At 56.2% G+C, this 21234-nt stretch carries 19 protein-coding genes; 14 read left to right on the plus strand and 5 right to left on the minus strand.

Annotated features, from left to right (window positions below; all coding sequences use genetic code 11):
- Nucleotides 1-155: 155 nt before the first annotated feature.
- The 4 genes from KXG62_RS14595 to KXG62_RS14610 all read right to left on the minus strand — a co-directional run bounded on the left by KXG62_RS14595 (nucleotide 156) and on the right by KXG62_RS14610 (nucleotide 6608).
- Nucleotides 156-1571: a hypothetical protein gene (locus KXG62_RS14595; RefSeq protein WP_218092715.1), complete on the minus strand. Its 1416-nt coding sequence runs from the start codon at nucleotides 1569-1571 to the stop codon at nucleotides 156-158.
- A 260-nt stretch (nucleotides 1572-1831) separates the two neighbouring features.
- Nucleotides 1832-2632, minus strand: a complete 801-nt coding sequence (locus KXG62_RS14600) for a Cof-type HAD-IIB family hydrolase (protein WP_218092716.1) — start codon at nucleotides 2630-2632, stop codon at nucleotides 1832-1834.
- A 57-nt stretch (nucleotides 2633-2689) separates the two neighbouring features.
- On the minus strand, nucleotides 2690-4444 hold the full coding sequence (locus tag KXG62_RS14605) for a methyl-accepting chemotaxis protein (RefSeq protein ID WP_218092717.1): 1755 nt from the start codon (nucleotides 4442-4444) through the stop codon (nucleotides 2690-2692).
- Between the two features lie 19 nt (nucleotides 4445-4463).
- On the minus strand, nucleotides 4464-6608 hold the full coding sequence (locus tag KXG62_RS14610; protein ID WP_218092718.1) for a sensor domain-containing protein: 2145 nt from the start codon (nucleotides 6606-6608) through the stop codon (nucleotides 4464-4466).
- A 285-nt stretch (nucleotides 6609-6893) separates the two neighbouring features.
- Between KXG62_RS14610 and KXG62_RS14615 the strand changes: the two genes are divergently transcribed.
- The 11 genes from KXG62_RS14615 to KXG62_RS14665 all read left to right on the plus strand — a co-directional run bounded on the left by KXG62_RS14615 (nucleotide 6894) and on the right by KXG62_RS14665 (nucleotide 18232).
- Entirely contained in the window at nucleotides 6894-8351 is a 1458-nt protein-coding gene (locus tag KXG62_RS14615) for an MDR family MFS transporter (RefSeq protein WP_246627454.1), read from the plus strand.
- Between the two features lie 81 nt (nucleotides 8352-8432).
- Entirely contained in the window at nucleotides 8433-9107 is a 675-nt protein-coding gene (locus KXG62_RS14620; protein ID WP_218092720.1) for a response regulator transcription factor, read from the plus strand.
- Nucleotides 9104-10927, plus strand: coding sequence for a sensor histidine kinase (locus KXG62_RS14625; RefSeq protein WP_218092721.1), 1824 nt, complete (start codon nucleotides 9104-9106; stop codon nucleotides 10925-10927). The genes KXG62_RS14620 and KXG62_RS14625 overlap by 4 nt, the downstream gene beginning before the upstream one ends.
- A gap of 102 nt (nucleotides 10928-11029) precedes the next feature.
- On the plus strand, nucleotides 11030-11704 hold the full coding sequence (locus tag KXG62_RS14630; RefSeq protein ID WP_218092722.1) for a GDSL-type esterase/lipase family protein: 675 nt from the start codon (nucleotides 11030-11032) through the stop codon (nucleotides 11702-11704).
- A 36-nt stretch (nucleotides 11705-11740) separates the two neighbouring features.
- Nucleotides 11741-13147 carry an MBOAT family O-acyltransferase gene (locus KXG62_RS14635; RefSeq protein ID WP_218092723.1) on the plus strand — a complete coding sequence of 469 codons (1407 nt, stop codon included), beginning with the start codon at nucleotides 11741-11743 and terminating at the stop codon, nucleotides 13145-13147.
- A 16-nt stretch (nucleotides 13148-13163) separates the two neighbouring features.
- On the plus strand, nucleotides 13164-14303 hold the full coding sequence (locus KXG62_RS14640) for a DHHW family protein (protein ID WP_218092724.1): 1140 nt from the start codon (nucleotides 13164-13166) through the stop codon (nucleotides 14301-14303).
- Nucleotides 14304-14308: 5 nt separating this feature from the next.
- A complete protein-coding gene (locus tag KXG62_RS14645; protein WP_343223476.1) occupies nucleotides 14309-14785 on the plus strand; it encodes a DUF4358 domain-containing protein in 477 nt (158 codons plus the stop codon).
- Between the two features lie 65 nt (nucleotides 14786-14850).
- Entirely contained in the window at nucleotides 14851-15645 is a 795-nt protein-coding gene (thyA, locus tag KXG62_RS14650) for a thymidylate synthase (RefSeq protein WP_218092725.1), read from the plus strand.
- A 50-nt stretch (nucleotides 15646-15695) separates the two neighbouring features.
- A complete protein-coding gene (locus KXG62_RS14655) occupies nucleotides 15696-16202 on the plus strand; it encodes a dihydrofolate reductase (protein WP_218092726.1) in 507 nt (168 codons plus the stop codon).
- A gap of 93 nt (nucleotides 16203-16295) precedes the next feature.
- Nucleotides 16296-16616, plus strand: a complete 321-nt coding sequence (locus tag KXG62_RS14660; RefSeq protein WP_218092727.1) for a hypothetical protein — start codon at nucleotides 16296-16298, stop codon at nucleotides 16614-16616.
- A 188-nt stretch (nucleotides 16617-16804) separates the two neighbouring features.
- Nucleotides 16805-18232, plus strand: a complete 1428-nt coding sequence (locus KXG62_RS14665) for an MATE family efflux transporter (protein WP_218092728.1) — start codon at nucleotides 16805-16807, stop codon at nucleotides 18230-18232.
- A gap of 86 nt (nucleotides 18233-18318) precedes the next feature.
- Here KXG62_RS14665 and KXG62_RS14670 read toward each other — a convergent pair whose 3' ends face one another.
- The gene (locus KXG62_RS14670) at nucleotides 18319-18621 is read right to left on the minus strand and encodes a hypothetical protein (RefSeq protein WP_218092729.1); all 303 of its coding nucleotides are present in this window, start codon (nucleotides 18619-18621) and stop codon (nucleotides 18319-18321) included.
- A 134-nt stretch (nucleotides 18622-18755) separates the two neighbouring features.
- Here KXG62_RS14670 and KXG62_RS14675 point away from each other — a divergent pair, with 134 nt between their 5' ends.
- The 3 genes from KXG62_RS14675 (at nucleotide 18756) to KXG62_RS14685 (ending at nucleotide 21232) form a co-directional block, all read left to right on the plus strand.
- Nucleotides 18756-19250 (plus strand): DinB family protein, encoded by a 495-nt coding sequence (locus tag KXG62_RS14675; RefSeq protein ID WP_218092730.1) that lies wholly within the window; start codon nucleotides 18756-18758, stop codon nucleotides 19248-19250.
- Nucleotides 19251-19392: 142 nt separating this feature from the next.
- On the plus strand, nucleotides 19393-20451 hold the full coding sequence (locus KXG62_RS14680) for an ABC transporter substrate-binding protein (protein WP_218092731.1): 1059 nt from the start codon (nucleotides 19393-19395) through the stop codon (nucleotides 20449-20451).
- 4 nt (nucleotides 20452-20455) lie between these two features.
- Nucleotides 20456-21232 carry an ABC transporter ATP-binding protein gene (locus tag KXG62_RS14685; protein WP_218092732.1) on the plus strand — a complete coding sequence of 259 codons (777 nt, stop codon included), beginning with the start codon at nucleotides 20456-20458 and terminating at the stop codon, nucleotides 21230-21232.
- The last annotated feature ends 2 nt before the right edge of the window (nucleotides 21233-21234 follow it).

The raw sequence follows: 21234 nt of genomic DNA on the forward strand, positions 1-21234 counted from the left end.
GCTGGCCCTATCGAGCCCAAATACAAAGAGCGCCTCTCGCCACGCATCAGCGGGAAAGGGCGCTCTTGTTGCGTTATCGTACCGGCGAAGCCGTGCCCGCATGAGGGGAAGGCTGGCCGAGGACGTGGATGCCGCGAGCTGGCGCACCGCGGAGATCAAATCAAGAAGATGGCCACGATGGTCGTCACGACCAGGCCGATGATGACCGGCTTCAAATTGCGGCGTGCCAGCTCGAACGGATCGACGCCGCAAATGGCGGCCGCCGGGATGAGCGCCCAAGGCACGAGCGTTCCGCCGCCGACCCAGATGGCGGCAATTTGCCCGAGTGCGGTCAGCGTTGCGATGCCGGAGCCGATGGCGGCGGCGAACAGATGCGCGATCGATCCGGCCAGCGAGATGCCGGAGAAGCCGGAGCCGTCCAGGCCGGTGATGGCTCCTACGACGGTGAGCGTAACCGCGCCGATCGCCTGATTGATCGGCACCGTGTTCGCCAGGGCGAAGCCGAGGTCGTTCACGAGGCCGTGCGAGCCTTCCGGCAGCACCTTGCCGAAGATGTCCGTAAACGCCGAGTCGCCGAGATAGAAGAAGGCGGCGATCGGAATGACTGGACCGAACACGCGGAAACCGAACAGAAAACCATCGATCAAATAGCCGGTCGCCTGCTCCAGTCCCCGCCCGCGATGGGCCAGCAGCGAGATGAGCAGCATCGCGAGAAGCGCCGTGCCTCCGACGAGGGCGGTAGCGTCGCCGCCTTGCAGGTTGAAGGCGTACATCGCGGCCACGTCGGCGAGAAACAGCACCGGAACGAGCACGGCGAGTACCCGCCTGACGCCGCGAGAGAGCAGAGACGGCGCTGCGGGAAGCGACTCATGCTCGGCGCGTTCCGTCAGGACCGCATCGGTCCGTCCGGTGGCGGCGGTCAATTTGCCGCTGCGCATATCGCGTCGCATCAGCCAGAACGCCGATACGGTCGTAACGGCGCCCATCACAATCACGAGCGGCACGCTTGCTTCGATGACGGCGCCGACGGGAATGCCCGCCGCATCAGCCGTCAGCTTCGGTGCGCCCTGAATGACGAAATCGCCCGACAGCGCAATGCCGTGTCCGAACAAGTTCATCGCCATCGCCACTGCCAGCGCCGGCAGCCCTACGCGCAGCGCGACGGGCAGAAGTACGGCGCCGAGCAGCGCTACGGCTGGCGACGGCCAGAAAAACCACGAAATGATCATCATTACAATCCCGATGATCCAGAACGCCAGCGCCGGCGTCCGGATCAGCTTCGCCACGGGGGAAATCATCGACTCGTTGATCCCTGTCCGCTGCAGCACCTTGCTCATCGCCACGATGATGGAAATGATCAGGATGGTGCCAAGCAACTCCTTAATGGCATAAATAAAGCTGTTGAACACGCCGCTGACGGATGCGTGCAGCGACTGCGTCGAGAGAATGCCGAGAACAAAGATGCCGACGATGCAGAGGATCGTCGTATCCCGGCGCATGACCATGAACCCGATGATCAGCAAAATACAGAGCAGATACACCCAGTGCAATGAAATTAACGTTACTTCCATTCCGCTCACCTCCAGTGGGGCGCAGCCTGCGGCATGCGCCGTCACTCCATTAGACAAAAGCCTAATGCTTTTGTAATACAACGTATGCAGCGGCCGGCGTTTGGTGAGAACATGCTTTAGGCTTTTGTTCCAGAGGAGCGGAAGGCGCGCGGTCTGCGGGCGGACAACAACGAATAACCCTCAGCAGGGCTGAGGGTTATTCGGGAATACGTATTATCCATATCTATCAGGCTTGCCTGGCGGTGCAAGCGGAATGACGATTACGCGTTCTGCAGCACGAATTTATCGACGACGTGCTTGACGCCGTCTTCGTTGTTGCTTAGCGTAACGTAGTCGGCGATTTCTTTGAGCGCGTCGACGGCGTTGCCCATCGCCACGCCAAGCCCGGCGACTTCCAGCATTTCGCGGTCGTTCCAGCTGTCGCCGATGGCGACGACTTGATCCAGGCCGAGTCCGAAGTGCGAAGCCAGGTACGTGAGCGCATGGCCTTTCGTGCCTTCGAAATGGGTAATCTCGAGGAAGTGAGGCTTCGATTTCGTAATATGTACCTGCTGTCCGAGCAGGGCCCGCAGCTCTTGAGCCACGCGATCCAGCTTGACGGGCTCGTCGATGATCAGCAGCTTGGTCGACGGCTTCATTGCGAGCTCCGCGAAGTCCGGATATACCGTGAACGGGATTTTCGACAATTCGGCATAACTGATGGCCTTCTCGTTGCGTTCCTTGACGTACAGCACATCGTCGAAGTACGTTTGCAGATGCAGCTCGTTGTGCCGGCAATAGTCGAACAGCAGGCGAGCAGCGGTTTCCGGGACGGTGCGCTCGTACAGCACCGCGCCGTCGATCGCATTTTTCACAAGCGAACCTTGATACGTGATGAGCGGTACGTTCAGCTCGAGCTGATTGGCGAGCTGTTGGGCCGACGCGTACATGCGTCCGGTGGCGATGGTGACGATGACGCCTTGCGCCATGGCTTGGGAAAGCGCTTGCTTGGTGCCGGGCGTAATTTGTTTGTCGTCATTGATCAGCGTATCATCGATATCGATAGCTAGCATTTTATACATACAGTTTCTCCACTCCTGTCTCTCTGCTCAAATTGACCTCATTATAACGTAACCCGTTTATTTTTCAACCCTGCTGCTCAAATGCAGCTCGGCTTCCAATTGACTCAGCAGCGCGATGACCCGGTCGGATTGCTGCTGCAACTGCTCGAACGCCTCGTAGGCTTCCGCTATGCTGCCTTCCTCGTACTTCTTCGCCGCAAGCCTTGCACAGTCGTGCACCGCCTTGTGAGGGGCTTCCAGCTGCACGAACGCAGGGTGACTTTTGATCTGCGCGGGTAGATCGCCGTAATACCACAAGCCAAGGCGGCAATCTTCGTGAGACGATACTTGTTCGGCCGTCATGGCGTCCAGGCCGAGCAGCATGTTATACACTTTCCATTTCCATAAGTGATGGTCCGTCTTGGCCACACGAATCGTATCTTTATAATCAAGCTTGACGTTGATGGTGAAGAAGGTGCGCCGGTACTCGTCGATCCGCTTGCTCAGCTCCAGCACGGTTGCGGCCGTTTGCCGGGCAATCTCTTGCGAATGGGTGCTAAGGTCGAATATGACCGAGTTGCGGCTCGCGATATCAATGACCGAAGACGTCTGCTCCTCCGTCATGGCGGCGATCTGCGTAGTTGACTGGTTGATCTCCTGAATGGTCTCCACGATCTTCTGCAGCGCTTCATCCGCATGATGGGCTTCGGCGGCGCTTTGCTCGACGAGCTTGCCTGTGTCGCCGATTTGCTGCGTGACCTGACCGGACACCTGCTGCAAGGAAGCGATGCTCGTCGTAATTTGCGAGATTTGCTCCTTCGTATGCTCCGCCAGCTTGCGCACCTCGCTTGCGACGATGGCGAAGCCCCTGCCTTGCTCTCCGGCCCGGGCGGCCTCGATGCTTGCGTTCAAGGCCAGCAGATTCGTCTGGTCGGCGATATCTTTAATGATCTGAACGACTTCCTGCGTATGCTCGATCTCCTGATTGAGCCGCTGCACCTGTCCCATGATTTCGTCATATACGCGGCCGACCTGCTGAATGTCGCCGAGCGCTTTATTGATCACCTGTTTGCTCCGCTCTGCAGTTTCCACCGCATCGTCGGTTCCTTCGGCAACGGTCAGCGCATGGTCGGCGACCTCCTGAATGGAGGCGCTCATCTGTTCCGTCGCCGCCGAGACGCTGTGGCTTTCCTCGATCTGCTTCTCCATCCCTTTGATAAGCTGACCCGTCGTATCGAGCTGCGTCATATGGTTCAGCATGTCGGAGACGCCAAACAGGAACGATTTGAACGTTTCCTCCATATACACTTCCACGATCAGCTGCTGGTCGAACGCGGCCAGCTTTTGAACGGCCAGGACGGCCTGCATCATACGGTCCGGCTGGCCATGCAATTGTTCCATCAGGATCGAAGTCATGATCTGAAGCAGCAGATGATGAGCCGATATGAAATGCTCCGCCGTCAAATGAATGCGGCTGTGCACATGGCCGATCACGACCCGGGTTCGAATATATTCGTGATGCACATCCGCTTGAAGAAACTGCTCCACATACGTTTCCATCGTCACTTTCAATCGATCGACGGTGGAGTGCTCCTCGATAATTTGCCGCAAGTGCGGAACCGACGTGATTGAGCGGTAAAATTGACTGACGATGTCCGCTTTGTGCGGCAGCAGCAGATGCGCCGATTGCTTGATCGCCTGCAGCGTTTCCCGGGTAATTCCCATAAAAGCCAGCCGCTCGATGATGGCTTCGCTGGCCTCGCACAGGTCAGTGGAGCGGGAGTGGCTCATGTAGTCCGACCACGGTTTCGTTTTCTTTTTAAAGATATTCACTTGAAGCCTCCGATGATGGTTAGGTTGTGTTTTGCAGCATTTTTTCGAAGTGTTCGCTGGAAATCGGCTTGCTGAACAAATACCCCTGCGCCTGATGGCATCCGCCCTCGCTCAGGACGGCGACCTGTTCCGTGCTTTCCACGCCTTCGGCAATGACGTTCAAGTTTAACGTTTGGGCCAGCGACAATATCGCCCTGACGATCGCATGACTTTCCTTATTCTGATGGATATCCCGGATGAACGAGGCGTCGATCTTCAATGTATCGATCGGCAAATGCTTGATATAGCTGAAAGAACTGTAGCCGGTTCCGAAATCGTCGATGGACATGTTGACGCCCAGGTTTCTAATTTTTTGCAAAATGACGGCCGCATCGTCGATGTCGGCAAAGATGCTCTCCGTTACTTCCAGCTCGAGCCATTGCGGCTCAAGGCCGGTCTCGTCCAAGATGTCGCGGATTTGATCGAGCAGATCGGCTTGATAAAACTGCCGGGCTGACAAGTTGACGGACAGCTTGAGCGGCGGATAGCCTTGATTTTGCCACACTTTGTTTTGCGCGCAGCCTTTGCGGAGAACCCATTCCCCGAGCGGGATGATCAGCCCCGTTTCTTCGGCGATCGGAATGAACTTGTTCGGCGCGATCCGGCCAAGTTCCGGATGAATCCAGCGGACGAGCGCTTCCATGCCAGTCAGCTGGCCCGTCGCCAGATCGACCTTCGGCTGGTAGTCGATATGAAACTGCTCGAGATGGATCGCCTTTTGCAGCTCATTTTCGAGCAGGCTGCGTTCCAGGGAGCGTTCCTCCATCTCGTGATGGAAGAAGGAGTAGCCTTTGCGCCCGCGTTCCTTGACCGCATACAGCGCCATATCCGCCCGCTTCAGCAGTTCGTCCGGATTTCTGCCGTCCGACGGATACATCGCGATGCCGAGGCTGCACGAAATATGCTGCGATTGCGCGCCCAGTTGGAACGGCACCTGCAGGCTGGCCTGAATGTGCTCGGATACCGTTTCGACTTCGCTTACGCTCATCAGATCGGTCAGCAAAATGATAAATTCGTCCCCGGCAAAGCGGGCGACCAAATCGTCCGGCCGAACGCAATCGCGCAGGCGCTTGGCGGTTTCGATGAGAATCAGGTCGCCCATTTCGTGGCCGAGCGAATCGTTGATGTTCTTAAACCGGTCCAGATCGAGAAACAGAACAGCCAGGAGCGTTCCGATTCGCTTCGCCCGGCCCGTTTCCTTGCGGAGCCGGTCCATGAACAGTCGGCGGTTCGGCAAGTCGGTCAGCGTATCGTGGTACGCCAGATGATAGATCGCTTGCTCCGACTTTTTGCGTTCGGTAATATCCCTTGTGATCAGGACGAGACGCTGCACATCGTCGGCAGCTTGCGCGACGATCGGGTTGATCGTCGTCTCGACGCAGTAATATTCCCCGTTCAGGGCGCGCACCCGGTACTCCAGCGGAGAGACCGCCTGCCCTTCGGCCAAGAGGCTCCGAAAGCTGTCGTACACGTTTTGGCGGTCCTTCTCGTGAATCCATTGCAGCATGTCGCGCGACGGCATAGCCGTCGGATCGTAGCCGAGCAGGTCTTTGTGCGACGGCGAGCAGTATGCGAAGCTGCCGTCGGCATGAATGACCGAGATCAAGTCCGACGAATTTTCCGTAATGAGCCGGTACTTTTCTTCGCTTTGCCGCAATTCCTCCTCTACTTGTCTGCGAAAGGTAATGTCGTTGCGAATCGAGATATATTGATAGGGAATGCCTTTATCGTTCATAAACGGCACGATGGTGGTGTCTACCCAGTAGAAGGAGCCGTCCTTCGCCCGGTTCCGCACCTCTCCGCGCCATACTTCGCCCGAACCGATCGTAGCCCACATCGTTTTGAAAAAATCGCGGGAATGATAGCCGGAATTGAGAATGCGGTGGTCCTGGCCGACCAGTTCCTCCGCCTCATATTTGGAAATGGCGCAAAATTGGTCGTTGGCGTATAAGATGATACCTCGCTGATCCGTAATGGCGATAATGGAGGACTGGTCCAAGGCGTATTTGACATCGGCCAATTCTTTCATCACGTGTTTTAGTTTTTCATCGTTCGCGGTTAATAGTTTCTCTAGTAAAGGATATGGATGCGCGCCGATCGCTTTGCGTCTCTCCGCACGGTTCATTAGTCATCACCTGTGATGTTAAGTTTTGATAGGACTATGAAAATAAAACCGACCCTCTATGGCGCACAGGGCCGGCTGTACTATACTCCTAACCATTCAAGCGTCCGCATTCGCATAAAACATGCTTTCGTCCCGAATCCTAGGTGAATAAGAGCAGTATAATCGTACCTGAACCTATCTTACTAAATTTAACTGTTTCTGAAAAGCATGGGTTCATTGTCCCGGACGATTGAAACAAGATAGCTCATGTACGAAAATACCGCTGGAACAAAGGAGGAATATGACGTGCAACATTCCGATCACGCGGCAGCCGAGGCGCCTCAGCCGCATGACCATGTAAAAAGGCTGCCGATTTTGATTTCGCTGATCATCGGGGCGTTTTTCTCGATATTGAATGAAACGCTGCTCAACATCGCTTTTCCCGAATTGATGGTGGAGCTGAACGTCACCGCGCCTACGCTTCAATGGCTGGCGACAGGCTACATGCTCGTCGTCGGCGTACTGGTCCCGGCCTCGGCGCTGCTGGTTCAATGGTTTACGACCCGGCAAATGTTTCTCGGGGCGATGACGCTGTTCTCGATAGGCACACTGGTATGCGGCGCCGCGCCGCACTTCTCCGTCCTCCTGATCGGCCGTTTGCTGCAGGCGGCGGGCACGGGGCTGATGCTGCCGGTAATGATGAATACCATTCTCGTGCTGTATCCGCCGGAGAAGCGGGGCGCCGCCATGGGCAGCATCGGCCTCGTCATCATGTTCGCTCCGGCGATCGGACCGACGCTGTCGGGGCTCATTCTCCAGACGCTGGAGTGGCGCTGGCTGTTTTTTATGGTGCTGCCATTTGCGATTTTCTCAATCGTGTTCGCGTTTATTTATTTGAAAAATGTTTCGGTGCCGACCAAGCCGCGAGTCGATGTCGTATCGATCATTTTGTCCACGATCGGCTTCGGCGGCATCGTGTACGGATTCAGCAGCGCCGGCGAAGGGAACGGCGGCTGGTCGAATCCACTCGTCTATGGCACGGTGCTCGTCGGTGCGGTGTCGCTGCTGCTGTTCGCCATTCGGCAGCTTCGGGTGGACGAGCCGCTCATGGATTTGCGCGCGTTCCGCTATCCGATGTTTACGCTGACCGTGATCCTGCTCATGATTATGATGATGACGCTGTTCTCCACGATGGCGCTGCTGCCGTTCCTGTTCCAGGGGGCGCTGGGACTCACCGTGTTCATGTCGGGCCTGCTTCTGCTGCCCGGCAGCTTGCTGAACGGACTGATCTCCCCGATCACGGGCAAGCTGTTCGACAAGTTCGGCCCGCGGGCGCTCGTCATCCCGGGAGCGGCGTTTCTGGTCGTCATTATGTGGTTTTTCACAAGGGTATCGACGGAGACGACCAAGCCGACATTCCTCATCCTCCATATATGCCTGATGGTGGCCATATCCATGATCATGATGCCGACCCAGACGAACGGCCTCAACCAGCTGCCGAGCCGGTATTATCCGCACGGCACGGCGATCCTGAACACCTTGCAGCAAGTGGCCGGCGCCATCGGCATGGCGCTGTTCATCGGCATCATGACGTCGGGGCAGCGCGGCTTTCTGGAACACTCGGCCGACCCGACCTCCCCGGCGCAAATGTCCGAGGCGGTTGTGACCGGCGTGCATAACGCCTTTATGATCGGCCTCGGCTTTGCCGTGATCGCCCTGGCGCTGGCATTGTTCCTGAAGCGGACGCAAGGGGCTCCGTCGTAACGGAGGCGTAACACTGTCAAATTGAGGCACCCTCCTAAACATGGTAACATCGTGTTTATACAATCGAATCGAGGGGGACACATGCCGAAAACGATCTTGATCGTGGAGGACCAGCAGGTACTGCGGGAAATCATGAAGGACTATTTGTCGGATGAAGGATACCGGGTGCTGGAGGCGAGCGAGGGAAGCCAGGCTTTGAAGTTGTTTCAAGAGCATGAAATTGACCTGATTATACTGGACGTTATGCTGCCGGAATTGGACGGGTGGTCCGTCTGCCGGCGGATTCGCAAGACGTCGAGCGTTCCGATTCTGATGCTGACAGCCCGGTCGGACGAGGATGATACGCTGTTAGGCTTTGAGCTAGGGGCGGACGATTACGTTGTCAAACCATGCAGTCCCCCCATCCTGTTGGCGCGGACGAAGCGTCTGCTGGAAAGCCGGCAAATCGGTGATTCGGGGGATAGGCTGTCCGGCGGGGGGATCCTACTTCATCTCCCTTCCCGAACCGTCACGCTAGATGGCAAACCTTGCAGCCTGACGCATACAGAATTTGAAATTTTGGCCTGTCTGATGAGGAACAAAGGGATCATTATGACAAGGGAGCAGCTCATTACGAAAATCTGGGGCTACGATTTCGATGGTGACGAACGTACGCTCAGCAGTCATATTCGAAATCTGCGTTCCAAGCTGTGCGAGCATGCGGCAAGAATTGTGACCGTCGTACGTTCGGGCTATAAATTCGAGGAACAGCCATGAGAAAGAGCATCGTCACCAAGCTGTTTCTGCTGTCGATGGGTTTATGCTTGTTCGTGGTCGCCAGCATCTTCGCCGGGCAAACCTTGTTTTTCAAGCAGTTCTACGTGCATAAGAAGGTCGACAATGTCCAGACCGCCCTGCGCATCGCGTCTCAAGAAGATGGGGTTCATACCGGGAATGCCCGCAGCGCGTTCCGGAATGAGCAGCAATTTTATGAAAAATACAATACTTGGATCGCCGCGCTGGACTCCGAAGGCAATTTGAAATATTCGGACGACTTCGAAGCGGAGGTGCGCTTGGAGAACGCGGCGGACGCTCCGGTTCTTTCCGGCAAGTCGATCGCCATTCCCTTATACATGGTGATGAATGTGGAAGATCTAAGCGACGGCAACCGGCTTCGGCTCGATACCTTCGTCAAACCTGGGGAGCGCATCGCTATCGAAGGCATTCTGATCGGCAGCCAGCTGTACCCGCAGCGAATCGGGCGGAACGCTTCCAACCTGCGGGAGGAAAATCGCCTGGAAAACGGACAGCTCGTCCGCAAGGAATACGAAGTCGTTCCGAGGTTCAAGAGCCCGACCGAATATCACAAACGGTACCCGAGTGTACTGGTATACGGTACGCTGACGCAAGTCCGGACGCCGGAGGGAGCGAGCGAATCGCGGTACATGAACCATTTGTTTTTGGAACGGGTGAAAGCTTTTCAAGCCGATCTGCTCTACGGGGATCTCAGCGGCAAAACCTATACCGTCAGCGATTACGAGGAAAATAACGTCCCTTACAAAATATTCGTGAAACAGTTAATGGGTCCGGCAGGAAACGCAGAGTACCTGTTTGCCATGACGTCGCTCCAGCCCGTGAACGAAGCCGCAGGCGTGATGCGTCATTATTACGGCTATATCGTGCTCGGCACATTGCTGCTCGTCCTGCTAGCCTCCTTTTATTATAGCCGCCGCATTGCCCGTCCGCTGCTCCGCATGAACGACGCAACGCAAAGAATGGCCAGCCTTGACTTTTCCGTCCGAATTCCGGTTGTGACCGAGGACGAGATCGGCAGCTTGTCCCGCAACATTAACCGGCTTTCGAGCTTGCTGCATGACCATATCGTCCGGCTGGAGCAGGATATCGAGCAGGAAAAGCGGCTGGAGCAGACGCGAAAAGAGTTCATCGCCGGCGTATCTCACGAATTGAAAACCCCGCTCAGCGTCATCGAGAGCTGCCTGTATATTATAAAAGACAAGCCCGAAAGCCAGAAGCGGGAGTATTACTTCGCGGCGATGGAAGACGAGGTGAAGAAGATGAACCTGCTCATCGCGGACATGCTGGAGCTGGCGAAGTACGAGTCCGGCACGTACAAGATGGAAATGGACTCGTTCCGAATCGACGCCGTCCTGGAGCGGGTTTGCACGAAGCTGGCCCCGGATATCACCGGCAACCGGCTTCGGCTTCACACGCATTTCGTCCCTGTCGAAGTCTTCGCCAATCCGCTGCGCATCGAACAGGTCATTGTGAACTTCCTGACGAACGCGATCCGTTACACGCCGGAAGGCGAGAACATCTTCGTAGAGGCTGTCGAGGAACGGGAGACCGTCAAGGTATGCATTGAAAACAAGGGGGCCCACATTCCCGACGATCAGATGGAGAAAATATGGGACCGCTTCTACCGCGGCGACCGCTCCCGCCATCGTTCGACGGGCGGCATCGGGCTCGGGCTTGCCATCTGCAAGCAAATTTTGGAGCTGCACGGAGTGCCTTACGGGGCCGTGAATACCGGAGATGGCGTCCGATTTTTCTTTGAACTGAATAAGAAGAAAGCGTAGAACCCCGGTTCTGCGCTTTTTTTTATCTGCATTTCGTCTGCACACGATCTTTATGTATATAGCGTAATCTTCTCCTTGACCCATAGGAAAGGGGAATGAACGATGCTTACAAAAATGCCGGGCGCGCTGCTAATCGGAATCGTCGCCTTATCGGTTGCGGCGTGCGGGAATCAAGGCGGCAATGGACAAGCTCCAGCTTCCGGGACTTCGAGGCCGGCGACGGCGGGTACGGAGGTTTCGCAGCCGTCTTCGTACAAGCAGCTGTATCGTACAAGCGTGTTTCTCGGGGATTCGATAACGGAGGGATTGTCTTATCACGATGTGCTGAACGAGGAGAACGTACTGGCCGGCGCAGGAAAGACGGCCCAATTCGCGCTGAAAGACGTCGGCGATCTGGCCGGACGCAAGCCCGAGCGTGTGTTCATCCATTTGGGATCGGACGATATCTTGTGGCCGACGGACGATCCGAAGCAGTACTCGCTGTCACATTATGCCCGCTTGATCGACAGCATCAAAGCGAAGCTTCCGAAGGCGAAGATTACGCTTCTGACGGTAACCCCGGTTACGGCTGAGGCGGAGAAGGCGGAGCCGCGCTATCGCAAGATCGGAGACTACAATGAAGGGCTCAAAGCGCTTGCGGCCAAAGAGCAGGTCGGATGGATCGATTTGACACCGCTCGTTACCGGGCATTCCGATTTGTACGACAATGACGGTATTCACTTCCAAGCGGCGTTTTATCCCCTGCTGCTCGATTTCGTAAAGGGTCGTGAGAACTGAACGGTGTGACCCCAACTGACCGGGAGGTAATAAGCGTTGGTCTTCAGCAGTCTGATCTTTCTATTTCAATTTTTGCCCGCGGTGCTGCTCGTTTATTACGTCTCGCCGAAGAAGTGGAAGAACGCCGTTCTGTTCGCCGCAAGTCTCGTCTTTTATGCCTGGGGTGAGCCGCTGTATATTTTCCTGATGATGTTCTCCACCGTCTTCGATTATGCCAACGGTCTGCTGATCGACAAGTTCAGGCACCGGCAGGCGATTGCGAGGGCGGTCTTCATTGGCTCCCTTACCGGCAATTTGGCGATACTTTGCTTCTTCAAATACGCCGGATTTGTGGCCGACAATCTGAATCGGCTGTTCCACCTCCAACTGCAGGCTGCCGATCTCCCGCTGCCGGTCGGCATTTCCTTCTACACGTTTCAAACGATGTCCTATGTGGCCGATGTTTATGTCGGTAAGGTGGCGGCGGAGCGGAATATCGTCGCATTTGGCACGTATGTAACGATGTTTCCGCAGCTCGTTGCCGGTCCGATCGTCAAATATACAGACATCGCCAGGCAACTGGTCTTGCGTAATGTAACATTCGAACGGTTCGGCGAAGGCGCGGGATGGTTCATTCGGGGCTTGGCCAAGAAGGTGCTGCTCGCCAACCAGATCGGAACGCTATGGACGAGTGTGAAAACGGCGCCTGCGGAGGACGTCACCGTGGTGTCCGCCTGGCTCGGCATCGTGGCGTTCACGTTCCAAATTTACTTCGACTTCAGCGGCTATTCGGACATGGCGCGGGGGCTCGGCAAGATGTTCGGGTTTGAGTTGCCGGTGAACTTCAATCACCCGTATATTTCCCGAAGCGTGACGGAATTTTGGCGGCGGTGGCATGTTACCCTGGGCTCCTGGTTCCGAGAATATGTGTATATTCCGCTCGGCGGCAATCGGAGGGGGTTGCGCAGGCAGCTTCGGAATGTGCTTATCGTTTGGTTCCTAACCGGATTATGGCATGGAGCCAGCTGGAACTTTGTTGTCTGGGGCTTATATTTCGGGCTGCTCGTGACGATCGAGAAACTGTTTCTTCTTCGATGGCTGAAGCGCTGGCCACGCCCGGTAAGCCATCTGTATACGCTTCTGGCCATCATCGTCGGCTGGGTGTGGTTCGAATTCGACCGCTTGGCCTCCGCAGGGACGTTTATCGGAATCATGTTCGGCTTCACCGCGCACGGATGGGCGGATCGTCAGGCGCTTTACGATCTGTCGACGAACGGAATCCTGCTTGTCCTGTCCGCGCTTTGTGCCACGCCGTTTCCGCGCAAGGTGGCCGCGCGGCTCAGGGGCAGATGGCGCATAGGAGGTGCGGTAGCCGTTCCGGCGCTTTACTTCGCTGCGCTGGCTTTGTCTACAGCTTATCTTGTCACGGAGACGTACAATCCTTTTTTATATTTTCGGTTTTGAAGGGAGAGGGGCTGCCTTGGACGGATACGATCTGAAACGCAGGGCTCTTACGGGCCTCTTGCTGCTGCTGTTTGTCGGCGGGCTGGCTGTGGCGAATGCGCTGACACCTGACAAGCTCTTCTCGGAATCGGAAAATCGGGTGCTGGAAGAGCGGCCAACCTTCTCGCTGCATTCGCTCATGTCTGGACAATTCGCTTCCGATTACGAAAGGTATACGTTGGATCAGTTCGCCTTTCGAGACGCTTGGGTCGGCGCGAAGACCGACGCAGACCGCGCTTTAGGCAAAAAGGACAGCAACGGCGTCTTCCTGGGCAAAGACGGCTACCTCATAGAGCAGTATACTTCGCCGCCGGATGCAGTACTGGAAGACAGAGTCCGGGCGATTCAGGCTTTAGGCCAAGCCACGCCTGGTCTTCGCAAGTATATCGCCCTGGCGCCGACTGCCGCGGCGCTGCTTGCGGACAAGCTGCCGGCGTACGCTTCCGTCGACGACGAAAAGGCCGATCTTGACCGGTTTCGCCGGTTGCTGCCGCATGATATTCACTTCGTCGATGTGTATTCCGCGCTGGATGCCGAACGGGGACAGCCGGTGTTCTATCGAACCGATCATCATTGGACATCCAAGGGCGCTTATTATGCGTACAGGGCGCTTTGTCGGCAGATGGGGCTCGTTCCGCAAGAGGAAGATGCGTTTGACATCCGCCGGGTGACGGACGAGTTCTACGGCTCGCTTTATTCGAAAAGCGGATTTCGCCATCTGCAGCCCGACGGGATCGACCTGTACGCGCCGAAGAAGGACAGCAAGATCAAGGTGTCGTACGTGGACGAAGGCCGTATATCGGATTCCTTCTACGAGCCGGATCAGCTGCATAAGAAGGACAAGTACGCGTTTTTTTTGAATGGCAATCACGCCTTGATCCGAATAAAGACGGGCGGTCCCGCGGGCAAGAAGCTGCTGGTGGTCAAGGATTCGTTTGCCAACAGTTTGCTTCCGTTTTTGGCAGTGCACTTCGGGGAGATCGACGTCGTCGATCTTCGGTATTACGACGAATCGCTCATAAAGCTCGTGCAAGAACGCGGCATCCGGGACCTGCTGATCTTGTACAATATTCATACCTTTTTCGAAGACTCTTCTATTCTGAACGTCATGGAGTGAATATAGTGAACCAGCGATGGATCGTACTGCTTGTGTTTGTTGTTGCCATGGAGCTCTTGACCGGATGTGTCAGCCGCAACAATTCCCAAGAGCTGTTGTCGGTTACCGAGTTGGTCGGACGGATGAAGCAGCAGATAGGGAGCTTTAGCGAGATGAAGCAAGGGGACGCAGAGAAGCTGCGAAAGCTATACCATATCGAAGCGAGCGATGTGGCGGAATTTGCTCTCTATACGGCGTTATCGAATGTGAAAGCGGATGAACTCGCCATCATCAAATTAAAGGATGCGCGTGACATCGAAGCGATTATGGATCAAGTGCGGCAAAGGGTTGCGACCCAGTCGGTCAAGTTCAAAGACTACCGCCCCCAGGAGTATTATTTAATTGAGAAGCATGTACTCTTATCCAAAGGCCCGGTTATCTTCTTCGCGATTTCGAAGGACGCCGATCGCATGAAACATGCGTTTGACGATGCTTTGAAGTAAGCTGTATTATATAATGAAATTTATTCGATGCGCTGCAGCGAAGAAACGATCATACGAGGTGAACCATGAGAGCGTATTTAGATTTGCTTAAGGATATATTGGACCACGGCGTGCAGAAAGAAGACCGTACCGGCACCGGCACTTTATCCGTCTTCGGCCGGCAAATGCGGATGGATTTGCAGCAAGGCTTTCCGCTTCTGACCACAAAGAAGCTGCATATGCGATCGATCGTTCACGAGCTTCTCTGGTTTTTGAGCGGCAATACGAATATCCGCTATTTGCAGGACAACGGCGTCACGATATGGGACGAGTGGGCGGACGAAGAGGGGAATCTCGGCCGGGTATACGGGGCGCAGTGGCGTACGTGGCTTGGACCGAACGGACAAGCCGTCGACCAGATCGCGAACGTGATCGCGCAAATCCGGAACAATCCCGATTCGCGGCGGCATCTGGTCAGCGCATGGAACCCCGCGGAGGTGGACGGCATGGCGCTGCCGCCCTGCCACTATGCGTTTCAATTTTATGTAGCGAACGGACGCTTGTCCTGCATGTTCCAGATGCGGTCGGTGGACACGTTCCTCGGCCTGCCGTTCAATATCGCCTCGTATGCGCTGCTGACTCACATGGTGGCGCAGCAGTGCGATCTGGAGGTCGGCGAGCTCGTCTGGACGGGTGGCGATGTGCATATTTATGCCAACCATATCGAGCAGGTGAAGCTGCAACTGACCCGGGAGCCGTATCCGCCGCCGCAGCTGGTGATCCAGCGGAAGCCGGATTCGATCTTTGACTACCGGTACGAAGATTTCGAGTTCGCGGGCTATGTCGCGCATCCGGGCATTAAAGCGCCAATTGCGATTTGATGAATGAGACTTCGCCGGGGGCTTGACCACCGGCAGATCGAGGTGCAGGAATGACGGTATCTTTTATTTTTGCGATGGACGAAACGCGCGGCATTGGAATCGACAATAAGATGCCTTGGTATTTGCCGAACGATTTTGCTTACTTCAAGAGCAAGACGTTGGGGCACACGGTGCTGATGGGGCGCAAGACGTTTGATTCGCTCGGCGGCAAGCCGCTTCCGAAGCGCCGCAATGTCGTACTGACGCGCGACCCGTCTTTTTCTGCGGAAGGCATCGAGACGGTTCGCACGGTGGAGGAAGCGATGGAGTACGGCCGGGGCGAGGAGGAGCTGTTCGTCATCGGAGGGTCGGAAGTGTTCCGGCTGTTCCTGCCATATGCGGACCGGATGTACGTGACGGAGATTGCCCATCGCTTCCGCGTCGACACGTATTTTATGGAAGTGGACATGCAGGAGTGGCGGGAGGCGTCGCGCGAACGCGGGCTGAAGGACGAGCGCAACCCGTACGCTTACGACTTTGTCGTGTACGAGCGGATCGGGAAGCCGGATCTCGGCTAGAAAAAACCGGAATGAAGCGGGCGAAATTCGCGCATCTTATAGGTTGAATCAGGTCAATGCTTGCTCAATTCATTACCGAAGGAGATGCAGAGGATGACACAGGTCAACCAACATCAGATGCCGCTTCGCCACGTGATCGATAATGCGGAGAAGGCGCTGCAAATTGCCAAAGACGCGGAGATGGCGGTACGCCATGCCGAGCTGGAATCCAATCCGCATAAGCTCCAGGCCGCCATCGCGGAGATGGAAGGTGCACAGCGCGCCTTGCAGAAGGCGCAAAGCCAGATGGAAGCCCATCTGGATGACAAGCGCGAGCATCAGGAGCTGGTGCAGGTTCAGGACCAGCTGAACCAGGCGCTGCAGAGCATCGATGTGGTCGCGTCCAATACGCAGCAGCCGAAGCAAGTACGCTAAAAAACGTACAGCGTATCGCAGCAGCAGGGATCTCCGAATATCGGCCCGTGAGGGCCGGGGAGATTCCTGCTTTTTTGTCATGTCCGAAAATTGCACCCGCCGTATGAACATTTTCCAAGCGAAATATGTTACGATGAGGAGTACTGGCAGCTTGTTTCCAACATGAACCGTAGAAAGCGGGTGACTCCGTGAGTGAGAATTCGCAAGCCGAGCCGGAGGAACGGCGTTCTGCACCGGCTCGCGAGAACAGCGGCGGCGCCGGCATATCGCTGGTCGATGCCACGGACCTGAAGGCTGTTCGCAAGACGATTTTTACATTGGCCGGGCCGTCCCTGGTGGAGATGCTGCTGATCAATTTCATGCAGATGCTCAACATGGTGATGGTCGGACGAGTCGGCCCGGAGGCGGTCGCCGTCGTTGGCTTGACGAGCCAGCCGTACTTGCTGCTGATCGCTGTCTTTATGACGCTGAACGTGGGGACTACGGTCATTGTGGCAAGATCGGTCGGGGCCGGCAAGCCGGACGAGGCGAATCGCGCCGCGAGCCAGGCGTTTGCGCTCAACATCGGGCTCTCCGTTGTCGTGGTTGCCATCGGCTACTTCTTCGCAGAAGAGCTGCTCCGCATCATGGGGGCAACGGACGAGGTGCTCGCGCAAGGACTGACGTATGCCGAAATCATATTTTTATCGATCGGGTTTAGCACGATATCGATGGCGCTGACGGCCATTCTGCGCGGGGCGGGCGATACGCGCACGCCGATGAAGATCAACGTGCTGTCCAACATTTTGGTCGTTGCGCTGGGCTTTCCGCTGATTTATGGCCTGTTTGGCCTGCCGGTCATGGGGGTTACGGGAGCGGCCGTCGCTTCCATCGTCGCGCAGATGATCTCCATGATCTGGGTCATCGCCGTCATGTTCAGCGGGAAATATACCGTGCATCTGAGGCTGCAGGGTTTATCCCGGCTCGACCGGGACATGATCGGCCGCATATTGAAGATCGGTCTGCCGACAGCGCTTGAACAGATCGTCATGCGTCTGGGCATGCTCGTATTCGTGAAGGTGGCGGCCAGCCTGGGAACGATCGCCCTGGCGGCAACGCAAATCGCGTTCAACGTCTTCGGGCTGACGTTCATGCCGGGGATGGCATTCTCCATCGCCGCATCGACGCTGGTAGGGCAGGCGCTCGGCGCGGAGAAGCCGGATCTGGCGGAAAATTACGGCTGGCAGGTGCGGAAGATCGGAATGATCGTGGCGGGTGCGATGGGCATCGTGTTCATCGCGTTTGCGCCGTACATCATGATGATCTACACGCCGGACCCGCTGGTCATTCAGAAAGGCGCGGTCGGGTTGCGCATCATGGGCTGTATTCAAGTGTCCCAGGCGACGCAGTTCATCCTCGGCGGCGCGCTGCGCGGAGCGGGGGATACCCGGTACCCGCTGTACTCGACGTTTGTCGGCGTATGGGGCTTCCGCGTGCTGCTCAGTCTCGTATTCGTCTATGTGCTGAAGTGGGATATCGCGGGCATTTGGGTCGCGGCGGCCGCCGACCAGTTCACCCGGTCGGTGCTCATTTATATTCGGTTCAAGCAGGGCAAGTGGAAGACGGTTCGCGTTTGAGCGAAGAGCAGGACAACCGAATAACCCGTTCCCTTGGCATGCTGAGCCGGGGACGGGTTATTCGACTTGCTGCGGGGCTTCACGGGCTACAGCAGCTTGAACCGCTTCAAATGGTCCCACAGCTGTTCTTTTTGCAAAATTTCTTTTTGCTTCTCGCCGATCAGGTCATAATGAGGATAGGGAAGACGCCGGTGGATGTAGCGGGGATTCAGTCCGTTCGCGACGCACCAGTCGGTCAAGCGCGCCATATCGGCGCATCCGACCTTGGTGACCGCATGGATGCCGGGAAACCGCGGCTCCAGCCAAAAGTGGGTCAAAAAAGCGATCTCGCCGCAGGAGACCGCTCGTTTCCATTGCGTAAGTTCTTCTCTCGTAATCCCGAACGCCATCGTTTGCTTCAGCCTCGACTTTCGTCAAATGAATCGGTGCTTCGCTTTATTATAACAAGGAACAGGAACGAGTACACGGGCAGCTGCGCAGGATCGGCGGGTGCGGTGCTGTGTACGAGAACAGGAGAGTGGATATGTTTACGATCATGACTTTGCAACTGCTCGATAATGAGCTGAATAAAATCCAATCGGCATTGGCACGGCTTTCGGATGAGGACGTATGGTGCAAAGGGAAAGAGGGCATGAACAGCATCGGTAACCTATGCCTTCACCTCGCCGGCAACGAGTATCACAGCATTGCATGCAGCATCGGCGGGCATCCGTACGTGCGCGAGCGCTCGGCGGAATTTCTGGCCGCGGACGGGCCTTCCTGTCAAGAGCTTGCGGAGCGGCTGGCAACCGTCAGAAGCGTGTCCCGCGAGGTGCTGTCGGGCCTCAGCGAGGAAGATATGAAGCGGATCGTGCAGGTGACGTATTCGCCCGGCGCCGGCATTGCTTCCTACGCGAAGCCCGTCGGGGAGCTGTTATATCATGCGACGGTGCATTATGCGTACCATACAGGGCAAATTGTATATATGGCGCGGCTGCTGCAGGAGCGGGATAGCCATATTTTGAAATGGAGACATTAATCGGGAATTTCATCTAAATAAACCAATGGTATAAACCATTGTTTAAAAAATATAGGGAAATAGGGAGGAAATATACGGATAATGTCGAATATATATAAGATTTGATCCATAATACTTAGAAAAAACTGGAGGGTTTGTCACAATGAAGAAGGTTTCACTACTCGCATTAACGGCAGTGCTGTGCGTTTCCACCGCGCTGGCCGGTTGCGGAAAAAAAGAACAGGCGGCGCCGCAAAGCGGTGGAGCGCCCGCCAAGGCGGAAGCGGCTACGATGGATATCGGGATGCTGAAGCTGACGAGCTCCGCTCCCTTGTTTATAGGGATTGAGAAAGGATTTTTCAAGGAAGAGAACATCGAAGCCAAGCCGAAATGGTTCGACGCGGCTCAGCCGATTGCGGTCGCTACGGCCGGCGGCAGCGTAGACATCGGCGCAACCGGGATTACGGCAAGCTTGTACAACATGGTCGCGGGCGGCCAGAAGCTGGTCATCGTCGCGGATAAGGGCCGAGAGCAGAAAGGATATTCCTCGACGGCGCTCATGGTACCGAAAGATTCGCCGGTCAAATCGATCGGAGAGCTGAAAGGCAAGAAGATCGGCATCACGCAAACCGGCTCCACCTATCACTACATGACGGGACGTTTGCTCGAGAAGCACGGCTTGACGCTGAAGGACATCGAGCTGGTGCCGCTGAACAGCATCAAAGGGTTGATGGAGTCGCTCAAGAGCAAGCAGGTGGACGCCGTCATGCTGAACGAGCCGAACATTACGGCCGTGCTTAAGGAAGGCTACGGACGCGTCATCTCCCAGGTTGGGGACGAGATCGAATACCAGACCTCCGGCTTGTTCTTCTCGCCGAAGCTGGCCAGCAACAAAGACTTGGCCGTTCGCTTCCTGAAGGCTTATGCGAAGTCGACGCGTTACTACTATGACGCGGTGCTGGTACAGAAGGACGGCAAAGTCGTGCCTGGCGCCAACTACGACGAAGTTGTTAAAATTATCGCCAAGTATACCGATCAGCCGGAAGAGAACGTGAAGCAGGGGCTTCCGTACATGGACCGCGACGGGAAGCTGCTCGCCAGCGACATCAAGACGCAAGTCGACTGGTATGCGAAAGAGAAGCTGATCGATAAAGCGATCGATACTAAAGGGATCGTCAATACGGAGCTGCTGGACGAAGCGCTGAAGCAGCTGGGGAAGTAACGTCATGAGAATCGTGGTCGACCAAGTAGAGAAGCGGTTCGTTGACTCGAAGAAGCGGGAAGTGACCGCGCTGAAAAACATTAACTTCGCCATCGAGGAACAGGAATTCGTCGTGCTTGTCGGCCCGAGCGGCTGCGGCAAATCGACACTGCTCAATATTGTCGGCGGCTTATTGTCTCCCTCGAGCGGCGAAGTGTACTTCGAAGGGCTGGCTTCGGAGAAGGAGCCCCGGCTCGGCATCGTCTTTCAGGAAATTGCGCTGTTTCCGTGGCGCACTGTGTACGAGAACGTCGTATTCGGCCTGGAGGAGCAGGGCGCAAGCAAGCAGGAAATGCAGGAGAAGGGCCGGCATTATATCGAGATGGTCGGCCTGACCGGCTTCGAATCCGCGTATCCGAAGCAGCTGTCGGGCGGCATGCGGCAGCGGGCGGGCATCGCCCGGGCGCTTGCCGTAGAGCCTGACCTGCTGCTGATGGACGAGCCGTTCTCCGCGCTGGACGCCCAGACGCGTACGCTCATGCAGGAGGAGCTGCTCGCCATCTGGAGCCGCACCCGACTGAGCACGCTGTACGTCACGCATAATATTCAAGAAGCGGTTTATTTGGCCGATCGGGTCATCGTGCTGTCGCGTCACCCGGGGCAGATCAAAGCGGAAATCCGCATCGATCTGCCGAAAACCGGCCGTGATCAAGAAGAGCACCGTGCCGCTTTCGAGCGCTACTCGAATGAAATATGGCAGTTGATCCGCCACGATGCCCAGGAAGCGCTGAAGGAGGGATAACG

The organism is Paenibacillus solanacearum (genome assembly GCF_910593845.1).
Taxonomy (GTDB): Bacteria; Bacillota; Bacilli; order Paenibacillales; family NBRC-103111; genus Paenibacillus_G; species Paenibacillus_G solanacearum.

Coding starts and splice junctions, on each gene's coding strand:
- KXG62_RS14595 (WP_218092715.1), bottom strand. CDS start 1,571: ATGGAAGTAACGTTAATTTCATTGCACTGGGTGTATCTGCTCTGTATT.
- KXG62_RS14600 (WP_218092716.1), bottom strand. CDS start 2,632: ATGTATAAAATGCTAGCTATCGATATCGATGATACGCTGATCAATGAC.
- KXG62_RS14610 (WP_218092718.1), bottom strand. CDS start 6,608: ATGAACCGTGCGGAGAGACGCAAAGCGATCGGCGCGCATCCATATCCT.
- KXG62_RS14620 (WP_218092720.1), top strand. CDS start 8,433: ATGCCGAAAACGATCTTGATCGTGGAGGACCAGCAGGTACTGCGGGAA.
- KXG62_RS14625 (WP_218092721.1), top strand. CDS start 9,104: ATGAGAAAGAGCATCGTCACCAAGCTGTTTCTGCTGTCGATGGGTTTA.
- KXG62_RS14630 (WP_218092722.1), top strand. CDS start 11,030: ATGCTTACAAAAATGCCGGGCGCGCTGCTAATCGGAATCGTCGCCTTA.
- thyA (WP_218092725.1), top strand. CDS start 14,851: ATGAGAGCGTATTTAGATTTGCTTAAGGATATATTGGACCACGGCGTG.
- KXG62_RS14655 (WP_218092726.1), top strand. CDS start 15,696: ATGACGGTATCTTTTATTTTTGCGATGGACGAAACGCGCGGCATTGGA.
- KXG62_RS14660 (WP_218092727.1), top strand. CDS start 16,296: ATGACACAGGTCAACCAACATCAGATGCCGCTTCGCCACGTGATCGAT.
- KXG62_RS14670 (WP_218092729.1), bottom strand. CDS start 18,621: ATGGCGTTCGGGATTACGAGAGAAGAACTTACGCAATGGAAACGAGCG.
- KXG62_RS14675 (WP_218092730.1), top strand. CDS start 18,756: ATGTTTACGATCATGACTTTGCAACTGCTCGATAATGAGCTGAATAAA.
- KXG62_RS14680 (WP_218092731.1), top strand. CDS start 19,393: ATGAAGAAGGTTTCACTACTCGCATTAACGGCAGTGCTGTGCGTTTCC.
- KXG62_RS14685 (WP_218092732.1), top strand. CDS start 20,456: ATGAGAATCGTGGTCGACCAAGTAGAGAAGCGGTTCGTTGACTCGAAG.